Genomic DNA, 16,532 nt, shown 5'->3' with positions numbered 1-16,532 from the left:
GACCCGACGCCGCGTTGGTACCCTGACGCGGTGTCCGAATCGAACCACCACGACGTCGACGTCGCCATCGTCGGTGCCGGACTGTCCGGCCTCTTCGCCGCGCACCAACTGCTGCGGGCAGGCATGAATCCGCTGGTCATCGAAGCGAACGACCGCGTCGGCGGCCGCATCCTCACCGAACACGTCGACGGCGTGCCGGTGGAACTCGGCGCGCAGTGGATCGGCGACACTCACCATCGGATGTTCGCGCTCGCCACCGAACTCGGGGTCGATACCTTCCGCCAGTTCGACGACGGCGAGGCGACATACGAGATCGCCGGTTCGGGGGTGCTGCGCGAGACTGCTTTTCACGAGCGCTTCGCAGCAGAGCTAACCGGCGTCGACCGCGCGCTGCGGCTCCTCGACGACATGTCCGCCCAGGTGCCGCTCGACGCCCCGTGGGACGCTCCGCGCGCGCACGAGTGGGATGCGATCACCGCGGCCCAGTGGCTCACCGACCAGCGCCTGGCGCCCGTCGCCGAGCGGGTCCTGGAAATCTGCACGGTCGGGATCTTGGCGGTGCCGATGGCCGAGGTGTCCCTGCTCGACATGCTGTACAACCTGCGGACCTGCGGCGTCGGGGCCGAGCTGTTCGCCGAGTCCGAGGGTGGCGCACAGACCACCCGGTTCGTCGGTGGATCCAGCCAGATCCCCGACCGCCTCGCGGCCCGACTCGACGGACACATCGTCCTCGATTCGCCGGTCACGTTGATCGAGCAGAACGCCGACGCCGTGACCGTGCATTGCCGCGGCGGCCGGGCGGTGCACGCCCGGCACGTCATCGTGGCGATCGCACCGACCCTCGCCGGACGCATCATGTACGACCCGCCGCTGCCCGGCGTACGCGATCAGCTCACGCAACGGATGCCGCAGGCATCGGCGATGAAGGTCTTCTTCACCTACGACGAACCGTTCTGGCGCGCCGACGGCCTTGCCGGACAACTGATCTCCGACGTCGGGCCGGGCCGGATGTCCAACGACACCAGCCCCGACGACGCTTCCTACGGCCAATTGCTGGTGTTCCTCGAAGGTGAACACGCGCGCACCTACGGTCGCTGGCCGACGGCCGATCGCAAGGCCGCGATCACCGATCTACTGGTGCGCCACTTCGGTTCCCGCGCAGCCGATTTCATCTCCTACGTGGACGGCGAATGGGCGCAACGCCCGTGGACACGCGGCTGCTACAACGCCAACATGGGACCGATGGTGTGGACGCATTTCGGCGCCGCGCTGACGCCGCCGATCGGGCGGATCCATTGGGCCGCAACGGAAACCGCGACGCACTGGAGCGCGTATATGGAGGGTGCGCTCGACGCCGCGCAGCGGGCCGTCGACGAAGTGCTCAGCTGAGCGGCCCACACACTGCGTCAGCGAGCTGCGGCGGTACCCCTCACTGTCCGCCCGACACCGATACCGCGACACCCGCGAGCATCGGCAGTGACCCGGTGATCAACCCGAGCAACTGCTCGCGGTCGACGCCGCCGGCGTCGGCCAGCCACGCCAGCGTCACCTCCTCGACGAACGACAGCCAACCGTGCACGGACATGCGAACCAGCGGGGTCACGCTGATTCCGAGCACTTCACCGTGGTCGAAGATGCGCTGCGCCATCGTCGCACGGGTCTGGGCGAAGACCGCCTGGAATTCCGGGTCGGCGCTGGTCGAGCCGCGCAGGATGGCCCGGTACGCTCCGGCATTGCCGTAGACGAAATCCACGAACTCCGACATCGACGCCCGCAGGATCTCCAGCGGGTCCCCCACCGACATATCGGGCAGCGTCCGTTCCAGCATGACCTGTGCCTGCGCCTTGGCCAGCGCGACGTGGAAGTCCTGCTTGGACTCGAAGTAGTGAAACAGCAGCGCGCGCGACACTCCTGCCGCGTCGGCGATGGCTTCGGTGGTGACCTCCTCCAGCGAGTGGTCGCGCAGCATCTCCATACCGAGGTCGATGAACTGTTCGCGGCGGGCCGCGGGACTCATCCGGGTTCGTTTGGTGGAAATACGCGCTGACGTGGTCACACGTCGATCCTAACGCGCTATTGACTCATGTTCAACAACCTATTGACGAGAATTCAATAGCGCTCTATGGTGAGAACCATGACAACGAGTGATGTACAAGTCGCCATCATCGGCGCAGGGTTCTCCGGCTTGGGCGCAGCCATCAAGCTCAAGCAAGAAGGTATCTCCGACTTCGTCCTGATCGACCGCGGCGCCGACTTCGGCGGTACCTGGCGCGACAACACCTACCCGGGCGCAGCGTGCGACGTTCCCTCGCACCTCTACTCCTACTCGTTCGCGCTCAACCCGACGTGGTCGCGGTCCTACTCGCATCAGCCCGAGATTCACCGCTACATCAACGGCGTGGCCGACACCTACGGCGTCCGCGACAAGGCGCGCTTTCACACCGAGGTGACCAACGCGGCGTGGGACGAGGACACGGCGCAATGGGTCATCGACACCGAGTCCAACGGCGTCAAAGACCAGATCCGCGCGGCCATCCTAGTCGGCGCCGTCGGCCCGCTGTGTGAGCCCAACCTCCCGGACATCAAGGGTTTCAACGACTTCGAGGGCAAGATCGTCCATTCGGCCCGCTGGGACAACGACTACGACTACACGGGCAAGCGCATCGCCGTGATCGGCACCGGGGCGTCGGCCATCCAGATCGTCCCGCAATTGGGCAAGGTCGCCGCACAGCTCGACGTCTACCAGCGCACCGCGCCGTGGATCGTCCCGCGCAACGAGCGGGCCTACCTGTCGGTCGAGAACTGGGCGTTCAAGAACATTCCCGGTTATCAGGCGGCTGCTCGCGGAACCATCTACACCGCAAGCGAATTCGTCGCATTCGGCATGACCTACGCGCCGGGCGCCCTCAAGCCGGTCCAGGCGCTGGCCAAGGCCAACATCGCTCGCGGCATCAAGGATCCCGCACTGCGCGAGCAGGCCACACCGAAGTTCGCGGTCGGCTGCAAACGCATCCTCAAGTCCAACGACTGGTATCCCACCCTGGCCCGCGACAACGTCGAACTCGTCACCGATCCGATCGCGGCCATCACCCCGACCGGCATCCGGACCGCCGACGGCACCCTGCGCGACGTCGATGTGATCGTCGTCGCCACCGGCTTCCACGTCACCGACTCCCCCGTCTTCGAGCGTATCGTCGGCGCCGCGGGCCGCTCGCTGGCCGCCGTATGGGACGAGGCAGGCATGCAGGGATACAAGGGCTCGTTCGTCAACGGCTTCCCCAACATGATGCTGATGGTCGGTCCGTCGACCGGCCTGGGCCATACCTCGATGGTGTACATGATCGAGTCGCAACTGAACTACCTGGTGAGCTACCTCAAGGCGGTCCGCGCCGGATCGATCACCCGAGTCGACGTGAAAGCCGACAACCAACGGGCCTACAACGAGGGCATCCAGCACAAGCTGCGCCGCAGCGTGTGGACCAACGGCGGCTGCGCGTCTTGGTACAAGGACTCGCACGGCAACATCACCACGCTGTGGCCGGGCTTCACCTTCGACTTCCGCCGCATCACCCGTACCTTCGATCTCGACGCCTACGACGTCGTGCGCGGCACCCCGCGTCCGTCGGTCATCGCCGACGCTGCCGTCGAAACCACCGTCTAACGACGAAACACCCACTGTCACTTAAGGATTGATCGCATGAAAGACTTCCGCGGAAAAGTAGTCGTCATCACCGGCGCCGGCTCGGGCATGGGCCGCGACCTCGCCGTCAAACTCGCCAAGCGGGGCGCGAAGATCGCCATCTCCGACGTCGACCCGTCCGGTCTGGCCGCCACCGAGAAGCTGGTCACCGAGGCCGGCGCCGAGGTGCACAGCCAGCTGCTCAACGTCGCCGAGCGCGAGGCCGTCCTGGAATACGCCGACACCGTCGCCAAGCACTTCGGCACCGTCAACGTCATCTTCAACAACGCGGGCATCGCCCACAACGGCGAGGTGGAGAAGATGGAGTTCAAGGACATCGAGCGGGTGATGGACGTCGACTTCTGGGGCGTCGTCAACGGCACCAAGGCATTCCTGCCCTACATCATCGCCTCGGGCGACGGCCACATCGTCAACACCTCGTCGCTGTTCGGCCTGCTGTCCGAGCCGGGTCAGTCGGCCTACAACTCGGCGAAGTTCGCGGTCCGCGGCTTCACCGAGTCGCTCAACCAGGAGATGATCGTCGCCAAGCACCCGGTCAAGGTCACCTGTGTGCACCCCGGCGGCATCAAGACCGCGATCGCCCGCAACGCGACCAGCTCCGGAAACGACCCCAACCACGACAAACTGACCGCGGCGTTCGAGAAATACCTGCTGCGCATGCCGTCGGAGAAGGCGGCCGACATCATCATCCGTGGCGTCGAACGCAACCGTGCGCGTGTGCTCGTCGGCAACGACGCCAAGTTCCTGGACCTGTGGGTCCGCGTGGTCGCGTCCGGCTATCAGGGCATCCTCGCGCGCATCACCGGATTCGGGACCCGCCGCCTCACGAACTGATCAACGATTGAGCCCGTGGGTGAGCACCCAGCGCGCCGCGATGGCGGCGGGGTCACCCGTGCGGGCTTGAGCGACGAGCGTCACCAGGTCGTCGGCGGTCAATTCGCCGGCGACCTTGTTGATCGTCTTGAGCTGGTCGCGGCGCAACGCCGCACTGCGATACACCGGCACGAGTTGCTGGGACGGGCCGCTCGGTTGAGTCGACGCCGGGCCGCCCGACGCCGCGCCGGACAGCCCGGCGAGCGTGACCGTGGTCGGGTCGGCGAGCGAAACTCCTTGTGGCAACGCCTTGTTCAGCGCGACATAGGTTGGGTCGAAATCGGCGCCGGACCCCGCCGCCGCATCGACGATGCGCGAATTCGCCGGCACCAACGACGCCAGCAACCGTCCGGAGAAGGCGGGAAACAGATCGCGCCGCACCGCGCTCATCGCGGTCAGTTGCCCGGCGTCGTCGCCGACGACCACATCGGGCGCCACCGACCACCCGGTGGCGACGAGCACCGCGCGGTAGATTCGCGCCGCCATCTGCAGCGCGGGGTCTGCCGGAGCACCGACGACGAGGGTCCGCGACGCGGTGTCCGGCGTCGTCGGAACCGAGCATCCGGCAAGTCCGACCGCTCCGACAAACGCGGCTACCAGCACGATCGGCCAGTTCAGAAGGTTGCGGGGGCTGGATCGTCGGAACGTGAACACGCCAACACGGTACCCGTCGTGACGGGTACTATCAGCATCTGTGCCGTCGATACCGAGTATCCGAGGAGCCGGCTGGGGTCAGCCCCCGCGCCGTGACAAGCCGCCACTTCCGCGCATCCCCGTACCGGTCTCCCGCGCCATCGTCGACTGCGCCATCTACGTCGACGGCGAACGCCAACCCGGCAATTATGCTTACACCGAGGCGCTGCGCCGCGTGCGGGAGAGTGGCAACGGATTCGTCTGGCTCGGCCTGCACGCCCCCGACGACGGTCAAATGCAAGGCGTCGCAGAGGCTTTCGGCCTTCACGAGTTGGCGGTCGAAGACGCCGTGCACGCCCATCAGCGTCCGAAGCTCGAAGTGTACGACGAGGTACAGTTTCTGGTGCTGCGCACCGTCAAGTATGTGGAGCACGAGTCCATCCAGGCCACCAGCGAGGTGGTCGAGACCGGCGAGATCATGATCTTCGTCGGCAAGGACTTCGTCATCACCGTCCGCCACGGTGACCACACGCACCTCTCCGGGGTACGCCACCGACTCGAAGCTAGGCCCGAGCAACTCATGCTCGGGCCGACGATGGCGATGTACTCCATCGCCGACCGAGTGGTCGACAGCTACCTCGCGGTCACCGAGAAGATGGAGGCCGACGTCGACGCGATCGAGCAGTCCGTCTTCAGTCAGGGCGGACTCGACATCGACCCGGTCTATCTGCTCAAACGCGAGGTCCTCGAGATGCGCCGGGCGGTGGCCCCGCTGATCGGCCCGCTGAGCCAGCTGACCGGATCCAATCAGATACCGAAGGAGGTGCGGCGGTATCTGCGCGACGTCGCCGATCACCTCACCACCGTCATCGACCGGGTCGTCGAATACGACGACGTGCTGTCGTCCTTGCTCGACGCCGCCGCGGCAAAGGTTGCGCTGCAACAGAATACGGATATGCGCCGGATCTCGGCGTGGGTGGCGATGGCTGCCGGACCGACCATGATCGCCGGCATCTACGGCATGAACTTCGACAACATGCCCGAATTGCACTGGCGCCCCGGCTATTACGTGGTGCTGGTGGCGATGGTGTTGCTCACAATCGTATTGGGCCGCAATTTCCGCAAACACAACTGGCTGTAGCTTGATGCCGATGCATCACCTGTTCTCCTACGGCACCCTGCAACTCCCCGACGTCCAGGCGGCCACGTTCGGCCGTCGTCTCACCGGGCGGCCCGATGCGATCGTCGGGTTCCGCAGCGAGCTGCTGACGATCACCGATCCGCTGGTCATCGAGCGCAGCGGCAGCGAGCGGCACCCGATCCTCGTGCGCGGCAACTCTTCCGACGTCATCGAGGGCACCACGTTCACCATCGACGACACCGACCTCGTCGCCGCCGACGAGTATGAAGTGGACGACTACACACGCATCGAGGTGCCGCTGCGCTCGGGTGGAGTGGGGTGGGTGTACGTATTCGCCGGCGAACACGGCAGCGTCCGCGACCAGCCGACGAGCTGATCGCGGACGCTTCGGCGGGACGGTGATCGCCTACGGCGCAGGCCTCACCGTCGATACTGCGGGTACAGGTCGACGTACCCCGTCTGGTGTTGCCACGACAGGTACAGCCAGCGACTCGCGAGGTAACGCCCACCCTGATAGGCCGTCACGGTCAACCCGGTATTGATCGGCAGACGTCGAGCCTGGAAATGATAGCCGACGCGGCCGTTCCGATATTCCCGATAGGTGAACCACGCGGTGGAGTAGTACCCGCTGTTTCGATCGGTGATCTGCACCACCGGCTGTTGGTGCTGGCCGTATCCGTTCTCCCACACCGTGATGTAGGCGGTTCCGCTGTATTGATGCGGACGCGCCTGCGCGGTTGTCGCACTCACTCCGGCTATTCCGAGCAATGCGCCGAATGCGAGCACCGCGACGATAATTCTTTTGATCATTGTTCTCTCCTTCTCATTTTGCTGTGGTCTGAGTGTCACCGGTCGAATAGCCTCGGACAATCCGTTCGAAGTACCACACGCGTGCCTTGTTCGACGCGCCCCGACCGGGTGCCGTGCCTGCGGGAATCCGACCGACCCTCTACTCACCGAATGAATACCGTTGTCGATTCGTCCCTTTTGCGATGATCGGGAGGCAACGGGGACCTACTCTTTTCTCATGTCCAGCGCTGCCCTGCGTGCACTCGAGCTGATGGATGAGGTGCGCAGCGAACGTCTCACCATCACCGAACTGGCGCGCCGCTCCGGGCAGGACAAGGCGGCCGTCTCCCGTACCGTCAGCTCACTGTGCGCACGCGGGTGGCTGGCGAGGGTCGACGGCAAGGTCGCGTTGGGCACGCGCGCGGTCCTCCTCGGCGCCGACCCGGTGCATCGCCACGCGCTCGACCGGACCAGCGACCTCGCGCACGCGGTGAGCGGTTTGACCGGCCTGACCGTGCTGGTGTCTGCGCTGGCCGGCGACACCCAATACCTGCTCGCGGTGTCGAGTGGTCCAGACGGCCTGCCGGACTTCTTCTTCGGCGTCACCGAGGCACCGGTGTGGGCCACCGCCTGGGGCGTGGTCCAGTTGGCGCAGCTCCCCGACGACGATGTGCCGGCGATCATCGATCGCAGGCCGGTTACCGCGCTGACCGGCCGCACTCCCGATCACGACGGAGTCCTCGCGGAGGTCGCGCTGGTTCGCAGGCGCGGCGTCGCGTTCGATCGCGGGTGGTCACACGATGCGGCGCGCTGCGTGGCCGTGGCATACCCGTGGCTCGACGGGATTCCGGCGGCGATGGGCGCGCTCGGTTACGAAGGGATGCACGCCGACCGGCTCTCCTTCACCGAGGCACAGCTTCGTCTGGCCTGTGAGCCGGGTGCCACCCGAACCACCCTGAATCGATGCGGCCGGCCGGCCACGCGACTCGCGCACCGGGGCGTCGACCAGCATGATCGATGTCGTACAGGCCGCGTTTCGCAGTTTCCACAAACCCTACGAACTGGCGCGCAGTCCCCTGTCGCCCATCGACGGGACGGTGGTCTCGCGCGCGACCGTCGTTCAACGCCGGCTGCGGGACGCGATGACGCGCGCATTCGTCGACGAGTCGAGCGATGTCGAACTGCACGCCGTCCTCACCGCCGGCTATCTGACCGCCGGCGCTACGCACGCGTCGGCGATCCGGCAGCTGCACGTGGGCCGCACCACCTATTATCGACGGCTCGCCGAAGCTGTCACCCGCGTCGCGGATACATTAACCGAATTCTGATCAATGCGGATACTGCGGCAGTAGATATGAATGTCGACGTCGCCGAAATCCCGATGTAAAGGGAGTCATCTGCTTGTCCTATTCCGACTGATATCACTTATCCGCGAATCGACGATCACGTCGGAATATCTCATTCTCGGCTCGTGGGAACACACCGGATCTACAGCCGCGCTCCCGACCGAGTCGGATCGGCGACGTCGATGCCCGCCTCGGTCCACGCCTCCCGCAGTGCCGCAGCCCCTTTGAGCCGTACCCAGGCCGCCTCGTTGGCGGTGATCGGCGTCGCCCGCAGGAAGACCACCGGGTCCATCGGGTCGGGAAGAGCGAGATCGGAAATCGGGTCGTCGCCCAAAAGCAGTGCGGTGCACGACGATCCGTCCCACAGCGGCTCACCGAGGTCCACCAGGGCGTCGACCGACAGGATCAATCCCTCGACGGCGGGCGCTGCCGCTATCGTCGCGAGTCGTTTGTGCAATCCCGGCAACGGCGACGTCGGGGCCATCCGCACCACGATCTCGGCGCGCGGGCCGCGGACCGGGTCGGCGTGCAGGTCCGTCGGGTCGCCCATCGGATGCCGTGAACACCCGACCGTCGCGTACAGCAGTTGCCGAACACCGTCGGCGTCGACGACCAGGCGCAGCACATCGATCGGCTCGACGCCCAAGAACGTCACCGACGCACGCTGCGGCTCGGTGTCGCTGAGGGCGCGCAGGTGGTCGGTGACGAGCGCGGCTACGGATTCAGACACGTGCTCGACCCTACGTTGCCCAGACCACGCCCCGAAATCGGCGGATGGTGTCGGACCTACGCCCGGTGCAAGTTCTGACCGCTCGCCTGATCGAAGACGGCGACCTTCGTCGGCTCGTAGAACAGCTCGGCGCGCGAACCCTTCACGACCGGCGATTCCGCATGCAGCCGCGCAACCATCGCGCCGCCACCGAGTTCGACGCCGGTCTCCGCGGAAAGCTCTGCGAGAGTGGCACTTTCGGCAGCCGGCGACGACACGCTGAAATACGCGTACTTGTCCGAGCCGAGCGACTCGAGGACGTCGACATTGACCTGGAAGGTCGTGCCCCGACCGCGCTGCAGCGGATCGATCATCGAGGCGTCCGACAAATGCTCGGGCCGGATGCCGATGATGACCTCACCGTTGCTGTGGGCGTCGCCCGCACGCTTGACGATGCCCTGATAGTCGGGCACCGGGATGGTGCCGATAGGCGTGTCGACGCCGTTGGCGGCGAGCCGACCCGGCAGGAAGTTCATCGCCGGCGACCCGATGAAGCCCGCCACGAACAGGTTCGACGGATCGTTGTACAGTTCGGCGGGCGTGCCGATCTGCTGCACGTGTCCACCGCGCAGAACGACCACCCGATCGCCGAGCGTCATCGCCTCAGTCTGGTCGTGGGTGACGTACACCGTCGTCGTACGCAGTCGACTCTGCAGCCGGGCGATCTCGGTTCGCATCTGCACGCGCAGCTTGGCGTCGAGATTCGACAACGGCTCGTCCATGAGAAAAGCCTTGGGCGAGCGGACGATCGCACGTCCCATCGCGACGCGCTGACGCTGCCCGCCGGACAGATTCGACGGCTTGCGATCGAGGTAGGGACCCAGATCGAGAATCCGTGCGGCCTCGTCGACCTTCTGCGCGATCTCCGCCTTCGACAGTTTCGCCAGCGTCAGCGGAAAGGCGATGTTCTGGCGCACCGTCATATGCGGGTAGAGCGCGTAGGACTGGAAGACCATCGCGATGTCGCGGTCACGGGGAGCCCGCTCGTTGACGCGTTCGCCACCGATGCGCAGTTCGCCGCTGCTGATGTCTTCCAGCCCGGCGATCATGTTCAGCGTCGTCGACTTCCCACAGCCCGACGGCCCGACGAGGATGACGAATTCGCCGTCGGCGATGGCGAGGTTCACGCCCGCGACGGCCACCGAACCGTCGGCATACTGCTTGGTGACGTTGTCCAAGACGATGTCGGCCATGGATTACCCCTTCACCGCGCCGGAGGTCAGACCGGCGACGATTCGACGTTGGAAGATCAGCACGAAGATGATGATCGGAATGGTGATGACTACGGCGGCCGCGGCGATGGAACCGGTGGGCTCCTCGAATTGCGAACTGCCGGTGAAGTTCGCGATCGCGACCGGCGCGGTGATCGCGCGTTCGGTCGAGGTCAGCGACAGTGCGAGCAGCAGGTCGTTCCACGCGAAGATGAACACCAGGATCGCGGCGGTCACCACGCCGGGTGCGGCCAGCGGAGCGATCACCCGCCGAAACGCCTGCCACGGTGTGGCACCGTCCATCTTGGCGGCCTTCTCCAGTTCCCACGGGATCTCCCGAAAGAACGCGGAGAGGGTGTAGATCGCCAGCGGCAACGCGAAGGTGATGTAGGGAATGATCAGGCCCAGCCAGGTGTCGAACAGCCCGACGCTGCGTTCGATGTTGAACAGCGGTGTGACCAGCGAGATCTGCGGGAACATGGCGATCAGCAAGGCCGCGCCGATCAGCAGCTTCTTGCCCGGGAAGTCAAGTCGCGCAACGGCATAGGCCGCCATGGTGCCGATCACCACCGCGATCAGCGTGGTGATCAGGCCGATGCCGATCGAGTTGATCAGCGCACTGGTGAAGGCGCTGGTCGAGAAGATGCCCTTGTAGTTCTCCCAGGTCCACTCGCGCGGGATGAAGTTGCCGTCCTTGACGGTGCCCGACGACTTGAACGACAGACTGACGATCCACAGCAGTGGGATCACGGCGTAGAGCACGACGAGCAGGTTCGCGACGGTCCAGCCGACCTTCTTGTTCACTGAGGTTGCCATTGCGGTTGCCATGCGTCACTTCCCCTCTGCGTCGGAACCCGGTGCGGCAGTGCCGAATCCGATGACGAACACCGCCGCGATGATCGCCACACAGATGAAGATCAGCACGCTGATCGCCGACCCGATGCCGAGGTTGAATGCTTTGAACAGGTTGTCGTAACCGAGAATCGACACCGACGCGGTGTTGTTCGAGCCGTGCGTCAGGACGTAGATGTTGTCGAAGATCCGGAACGCGTCGAGTGTACGGAACAGCAGGGCGACCAGGATGGCCGGCTTCATCAGCGGAATGATGATGCGCCACAACCGAGTCCACGCACCTGCGCCGTCGACCTCGGCGGCCTTGAGCAGGTCGTCGGGCACCAGCGCGAGACCGGCCAGCAACAGCAGCGCCATGAACGGCGTCGTCTTCCACACCTCGGCGAGAATGATCACCGCGAGCGACTGCCACTGGTCGGTCAGCGGCGCGGAGCCGTCGGGCAGCAGGTTCGCGAGATATCCGGTGTCGGGGGTCCACGCGTAGTACCAGGAGAACGCCGCGGCGACGGTGACGATGCCGTACGGAATCAACACCAGGGTGCGGATGGCGCCCTTGCCGAAGATCGTGCGGTGCATCACCAGGGCGATCGCCATGCCCAAGACCAGCTCGATCGCCACCGAGATGACGGTGATGAACACGGTGACGCCCAACGCATTCCACCAATAGGAGTCGCTGAGCACCGTCGCGTAATTGGCGAACCAGACGAACGAACTCTTCCCCGGAGCCGACAGACTGGCCTTGTTCAGCGACAGCCAGAACGCGTAGACGATCGGGTAGCCGGTCACCAGCGCCATCAGCAGCGCCGCGGGGGCGACCATCCAAAACGCGAGGCGCCGTTCACCGGAACGCCCGCCCGACGCCTTCGCCGGTCTACCCGCTCCGCGGACCGACGCGGCCGGGACACTCGCCGCAGGAACATTCGACGCCGGGACATTCGACGCCCCGGGGATACCAGGGCCTGCGGTGGCACCGACCATCGCCGGCTGCCCCGCCGGCGACGGCGACACCGGCTGCGGCGCAGCGGGTCTCGTGGGTTGCCCCCACGACTCCGTCCCGGGCGCCTGCGCCGGGGGCGGCGCCGACCGGCGCACATTCGGCTGAGCTCGGGAATCGTTGTCCGGGAAGTCCGGCATGGCATGGCGTCCGGTACGAGTGACGTCGTCACCCGAATCGTTGCTGCGATCGGTCATGGCACCAGTCCTTTCCCGTCGATCGCCTTGCGCACCTGCTCGACCAACGGGTCGACCATCGCTTCGGGATCCCACTGCCCCACCGGCGACAGCTTCGCCGTCACCAGCGTCGAAATCGATTGGTATACAGGCGATTCCGGACGAACCGGCGGGCCGGGTACTTCGAGTTGAGTGCGGATGTCGTCGCCCATCGGGTATGCGGCCTTGAAATCGGGTTCGTCGTAGATCGACGAGATCGTCGGCGGCGTGCCGCCCGACACCGCGTACTGTTTCTGCGCCTGTGCGTCGGTCAGACACTGCGCGGCACGGAAGGCCAGCTCGGGTTGACGCGAGGTGCTCGCGACGGCGATGTTGATGCCGCCCAGCGGCGGGCGCATCGTCTGATCAGCACTGACGCCCGGATACAGGCCCCAGTTGAACTTGGTGCGAATCACCTTGTTGGGCTTGACGAGTTGGGCGTCGGTCGGCGGATTGTCGGTGTTGGTGAGCAGTGACGCGTAGGGCGCCAGCGCCGGAATCAGCTTGCCGCCGTCGGTGAAGAAGGGCACGTCACCGGCTGCGGCATTGGAGCGCATCGACGCGAAGACGAACGGCCAGTTGATCTCGAACGACGCCTTGCCGGTCTCCATTCCCAGACGTCCGGCGCCCTCGTCGGAGTTGGTCAGCGACGGGTCGTGGCCGGGCGCGGTGGCGACCGCCTTGAGGATCTGCAGCGCCTTCACCGTCGCGGCGCGATGTTCGGGGGTGTCGGCGAGGGTGACCTTGGTGGGATCGTTCGGGTCCAGGATCGCACCGCCCGCGCTGGCGAGCACGGCGGTGAACCAGACCATCAGGCCCTCGTACTGCTTGCCCTGCACCATGATGTAGCTGGGCCCGCCCGCGTCGGTGATGACCTTGTTGTCGGCGAGCATCTGATCCCACGTCGTGGGAGCCGTGGTGCGATGCAGGTACTGCTTCAAGATGTCGGGTCGGTACCAGACGAACTGCGTGTTGGTCCACGTGGGAATCGCGTATAGGCGCTTGCCGGTGTCGCTGGGCGTCTTCCAGCGCGCGGTCTCCAACGGGCCGGAAAGTGTTTGCGCCGAAATGGTTTTCGCCAGATCGTCGGGTACCGGCTGCAACCATCCGGCATCGGCGAACTCGGCGGTCCACACGACGTCCATGCCCATCAGATCCAAGCCGTGGTCGTTGCCCGCGAGCCGTCGGGCCAACTGAAGCCGTTGGTCGTCGGCGGACTTCGGCAGCGGGGTGCTCACGATCCGATATGCCCCGCCGGAGTCGGCCGAACACTTTTCGGCGACCTTCGCGATCTCCGACGCGCCGTCGGCGGGCGGATAGATGTTGATGACCCCGGCCTCATAGCCGGACCCGCAGGCCGCGACGGTCGGAACCGCGACCGTCAACGCCGCCGCCGCGATGACCATTCTTTTGAGCAACCTGCGTTGCACGTGGCCTCCTCACGCGTAGAGAATCACGAGTAGAAATGACGGCTTACAGTATCGGTAGCCGTTCGTGACATGCAACACAATCGGTATAAGCGTGCCGTTTTTGTTTTCGGATTCTCCGACGAGACCTAGATGTTGAGTTTGGCGAGCATGTCACGCGCACGTTCGGCGTCGCGCGGCTCGCACAGCACGTCGTAGCGCCCGGCCACCAACTGCATCGTCGAGGCGAAGTCGCGGGTTCCCCGGGTGGCCGCATACGGGATCGACGTCGAGATGACACCGAACACCATGCCGCCGATCACACCGAGCACGATCGGCAGAATCGGTTGAGTCACAACGAAACTCACCAACAAGCCGAAGAACAGGCCGAGCCATGCGCCGGACACGAGTCCGCCGCCGACCACCTTGCGCCACGTCAATCGACCGATGACCCGCTCCACTTGCATCAGATCGACCCCGACGATCGTCACCTCCTGCACCGGAAAGTGCTCGTCGGACAGGTAGTCGACCGCTCGCTGAGCTTCGGCGTAGGTGCGGTAGGAGCCGATCGGCCAGCCCTGCGGCGGCGTGGGCAGCCCCGGGGTCTCACGTCCCGGCCGCATGGGATTGCTCATCGCGTCGACCTCTCTCCTGTTTCGCAATACGGCCGATGCGATGCGGATGCCCGCACGGGCATTACGCTTAGCCACATGGCATCGGTAAACAAGCTCTTCGTGGCCAGACTAGTCGGCCTCGCAGTCCTTGGCCCCGACGGCGAAGCAATCGGGCGCGTGCGCGACGCAATCGTCTCGATCCGGCTCAACGGGCAGCCCGCGCGAGTACTCGGACTCGCCGTCGAATTGACCACGCGCAGACGAATATTCGTGCCGATGCTGCGCGTCACCACTATCGATCCGCAGGCCGTGACCCTCACCACCGGCACCATCAGCTTGCGACGGCTTTCGCTGCGGCCCGGCGAGGCCCTGGCCGTCGGGCAGATTCTGGAGACCCGGGTCCGCACCGACGACCCCGACCTCACCGACCTGCACGACACCGATCTCACCGTCGTCGATCTCGGCATCGAGCAGACCCGCACCCGCGACTGGCTGGTCACCAGGGTCGCGGTGCGCGGTGGACGGATGCGGCTCGGCCGGCGTGGCGAGACGCACATCGTCGAGTGGTCGCACGTGCAGGGCATCACCCACACATCACTGAACCTGCCCGGACAGGGCGTGGCCCAGGTGCTGCTGCAGTTCGAGGGCATGCGCCCGGCCGACGTCGCACACGCACTGCGCGAGCTGCCCGACAAGCGGCGTGACGAGATCGCCGCCGCACTCGACGACGAGCGCCTCGCCGACGTGCTGGCCGAACTCCCGCCCGACGATCAGACCGCGATGATCGCGCATATGGACCGCAACCGGGCCGTCGACGTGCTCGAGGCGATGGACCCCGACGACGCCGCCGACCTCCTCGGCGAGATGACGATCACCGAAGCCGAGGCCCTGCTGACGCGGATGGACCCGCAGGAGTCCGAGCCGGTCCGACGACTGCTAGTGCACTCCCCCGACACCGCGGGCGGTCTGATGACGCCCGAACCCCTGATCGTCACGGCTGCGACGACCGTCGCCGAGGCGCTGGCGCGAGCACGCAACCCCGACGTCACCCCGGCCGCGGCCAGTCTGGTCTTCGTGGTCCGCCCGCCGACGCAGACTCCCACCGGAAAGTATCTCGGCTGCGTGCATCTGCAGGCCCTGTTACGAGAGCCGCCGGCGAATATCGTCGGCGGCATCCTCGACACCGACCTCACATCGCTGCGCCCCCAAGACTCGATGGAAACCGTGACCCGCTACTTCGCCACCTACAACCTGGTCTGCGGACCCGTCGTCGACGACGACGGGCACCTGCTCGGCGCCGTCAGCGTCGACGACCTCCTCGACGAACTCCTGCCGCGCGACTGGCGAGAGAACGAACCCGACGACGACGCCGACTCGAACCGACTGGAGCCGGGCGCATGAGTTCTGAAACCTCCGGCCGCCGACTCGATACCCCGACGTCGCGCCGCGGCCCGATCTTCCATGTCGACGCAGACATCATCGGCGTGTACGCCGAGCGAATCGCCCGATTCCTGGGCACCGGTCAGTACCTCGCGTATCAGACGGTGTTCGTGATCGTCTGGATCTTCATCAACCTCGTCGCAGTCAGTCTCCGATTCGATCCCTACCCGTTCATCCTGCTCAACCTGGCGTTCTCGACACAGGCGGCGTACGCGGCACCGCTGATCCTGTTGGCACAGAACCGGCAGGAGAATCGCGACAAGATCGCCCTGGAGGAGGACCGGACGCGAGCGGCGCAAACCAAGTCGGACACCGAATTCCTCGCCCGCGAGCTGGCGGCCGTCCGGCTGGCGGTCGGCGACACGGTCACCCGCGACTACCTGCGCAAAGAGCTCGACGACCTACTCGACGATCTGGTCGAGCGTCTCGCGAACCGGTCGGCAGGTGACCAGTCCACCGACCCGGAGTAGCTGATTGACGGGCGGTGCGCATCTCAACTAGCTCGCACTGATAACAATTCCCGGGTTCGCGATACTGCACTCGGTCGCC

At 65.7% G+C, this 16,532-nt stretch carries 17 protein-coding genes; 8 read left to right on the top strand and 9 right to left on the bottom strand.

Annotated features, from left to right (window positions below; genetic code table 11):
* Positions 1 to 30 precede the first annotated feature (30 nt).
* Positions 31 to 1,389, top strand: a complete 1,359-nt coding sequence (locus tag HH308_RS08075) for a flavin monoamine oxidase family protein (RefSeq protein ID WP_170193667.1) — start codon at positions 31 to 33, stop codon at positions 1,387 to 1,389.
* 40 nt (positions 1,390 to 1,429) lie between these two features.
* Here HH308_RS08075 and HH308_RS08070 read toward each other — a convergent pair whose 3' ends face one another.
* Positions 1,430 to 2,017, bottom strand: a complete 588-nt coding sequence (locus HH308_RS08070; RefSeq protein WP_170193705.1) for a TetR/AcrR family transcriptional regulator — start codon at positions 2,015 to 2,017, stop codon at positions 1,430 to 1,432.
* A gap of 117 nt (positions 2,018 to 2,134) precedes the next feature.
* On the opposite strand from HH308_RS08070, the gene HH308_RS08065 reads away from it, so the two are divergent.
* Together HH308_RS08065 and HH308_RS08060 are read left to right on the top strand one after the other, a co-directional pair.
* Entirely contained in the window at positions 2,135 to 3,661 is a 1,527-nt protein-coding gene (locus HH308_RS08065; RefSeq protein ID WP_170193666.1) for a flavin-containing monooxygenase, read from the top strand.
* Positions 3,662 to 3,697: 36 nt separating this feature from the next.
* Positions 3,698 to 4,534 carry an SDR family NAD(P)-dependent oxidoreductase gene (locus tag HH308_RS08060; RefSeq protein WP_170193665.1) on the top strand — a complete coding sequence of 279 codons (837 nt, stop codon included), beginning with the start codon at positions 3,698 to 3,700 and terminating at the stop codon, positions 4,532 to 4,534.
* On the opposite strand, the gene HH308_RS08055 is transcribed toward HH308_RS08060, so the two are convergent.
* Positions 4,535 to 5,227 (bottom strand): type 2 periplasmic-binding domain-containing protein, encoded by a 693-nt coding sequence (locus HH308_RS08055; protein WP_312870464.1) that lies wholly within the window; start codon positions 5,225 to 5,227, stop codon positions 4,535 to 4,537.
* Between the two features lie 49 nt (positions 5,228 to 5,276).
* Here HH308_RS08055 and HH308_RS08050 point away from each other — a divergent pair, with 49 nt between their 5' ends.
* Together HH308_RS08050 and HH308_RS08045 are read left to right on the top strand one after the other, a co-directional pair.
* On the top strand, positions 5,277 to 6,347 hold the full coding sequence (locus HH308_RS08050) for a magnesium and cobalt transport protein CorA (RefSeq protein WP_312870468.1): 1,071 nt from the start codon (positions 5,277 to 5,279) through the stop codon (positions 6,345 to 6,347).
* A 10-nt stretch (positions 6,348 to 6,357) separates the two neighbouring features.
* Positions 6,358 to 6,723, top strand: coding sequence for a gamma-glutamylcyclotransferase family protein (locus tag HH308_RS08045; protein ID WP_170193663.1), 366 nt, complete (start codon positions 6,358 to 6,360; stop codon positions 6,721 to 6,723).
* A gap of 44 nt (positions 6,724 to 6,767) precedes the next feature.
* On the opposite strand, the gene HH308_RS08040 is transcribed toward HH308_RS08045, so the two are convergent.
* Positions 6,768 to 7,157 (bottom strand): hypothetical protein, encoded by a 390-nt coding sequence (locus HH308_RS08040; protein ID WP_170193662.1) that lies wholly within the window; start codon positions 7,155 to 7,157, stop codon positions 6,768 to 6,770.
* A 217-nt stretch (positions 7,158 to 7,374) separates the two neighbouring features.
* Between HH308_RS08040 and HH308_RS08035 the strand changes: the two genes are divergently transcribed.
* Entirely contained in the window at positions 7,375 to 8,523 is a 1,149-nt protein-coding gene (locus HH308_RS08035; RefSeq protein WP_170193661.1) for a MarR family transcriptional regulator, read from the top strand.
* A gap of 101 nt (positions 8,524 to 8,624) precedes the next feature.
* On the opposite strand, the gene HH308_RS08030 is transcribed toward HH308_RS08035, so the two are convergent.
* The 6 genes from HH308_RS08030 to HH308_RS08005 form a co-directional block, all read right to left on the bottom strand.
* Entirely contained in the window at positions 8,625 to 9,212 is a 588-nt protein-coding gene (locus HH308_RS08030; RefSeq protein ID WP_170193660.1) for a suppressor of fused domain protein, read from the bottom strand.
* A 56-nt stretch (positions 9,213 to 9,268) separates the two neighbouring features.
* The gene (locus HH308_RS08025) at positions 9,269 to 10,444 is read right to left on the bottom strand and encodes an ABC transporter ATP-binding protein (RefSeq protein ID WP_170193659.1); all 1,176 of its coding nucleotides are present in this window, start codon (positions 10,442 to 10,444) and stop codon (positions 9,269 to 9,271) included.
* Between the two features lie 3 nt (positions 10,445 to 10,447).
* Positions 10,448 to 11,278 (bottom strand): carbohydrate ABC transporter permease, encoded by an 831-nt coding sequence (locus tag HH308_RS08020; RefSeq protein ID WP_170193658.1) that lies wholly within the window; start codon positions 11,276 to 11,278, stop codon positions 10,448 to 10,450.
* A gap of 15 nt (positions 11,279 to 11,293) precedes the next feature.
* Positions 11,294 to 12,505: a carbohydrate ABC transporter permease gene (locus HH308_RS08015; RefSeq protein WP_246284364.1), complete on the bottom strand. Its 1,212-nt coding sequence runs from the start codon at positions 12,503 to 12,505 to the stop codon at positions 11,294 to 11,296.
* Positions 12,502 to 13,929 (bottom strand): extracellular solute-binding protein, encoded by a 1,428-nt coding sequence (locus HH308_RS08010; protein WP_170193702.1) that lies wholly within the window; start codon positions 13,927 to 13,929, stop codon positions 12,502 to 12,504. The genes HH308_RS08015 and HH308_RS08010 overlap by 4 nt, the downstream gene beginning before the upstream one ends.
* A gap of 149 nt (positions 13,930 to 14,078) precedes the next feature.
* A complete protein-coding gene (locus HH308_RS08005; protein ID WP_170193657.1) occupies positions 14,079 to 14,564 on the bottom strand; it encodes a YflT domain-containing protein in 486 nt (161 codons plus the stop codon).
* Between the two features lie 75 nt (positions 14,565 to 14,639).
* On the opposite strand from HH308_RS08005, the gene HH308_RS08000 reads away from it, so the two are divergent.
* Positions 14,640 to 15,944 carry a magnesium transporter MgtE N-terminal domain-containing protein gene (locus tag HH308_RS08000; protein ID WP_170193656.1) on the top strand — a complete coding sequence of 435 codons (1,305 nt, stop codon included), beginning with the start codon at positions 14,640 to 14,642 and terminating at the stop codon, positions 15,942 to 15,944.
* The gene (locus tag HH308_RS07995) at positions 15,941 to 16,453 is read left to right on the top strand and encodes a DUF1003 domain-containing protein (protein WP_170193655.1); all 513 of its coding nucleotides are present in this window, start codon (positions 15,941 to 15,943) and stop codon (positions 16,451 to 16,453) included. The genes HH308_RS08000 and HH308_RS07995 overlap by 4 nt, the downstream gene beginning before the upstream one ends.
* Positions 16,454 to 16,532: the final 79 nt, after the last annotated feature.

This window comes from Gordonia asplenii, from assembly GCF_012933505.1.
GTDB lineage: Bacteria > Actinomycetota > Actinomycetes > Mycobacteriales > Mycobacteriaceae > Gordonia > Gordonia asplenii.
The sequence above is the reverse complement of the archived record's forward strand: the minus strand, read 5'-3'. Positions and strand labels throughout refer to the sequence as shown.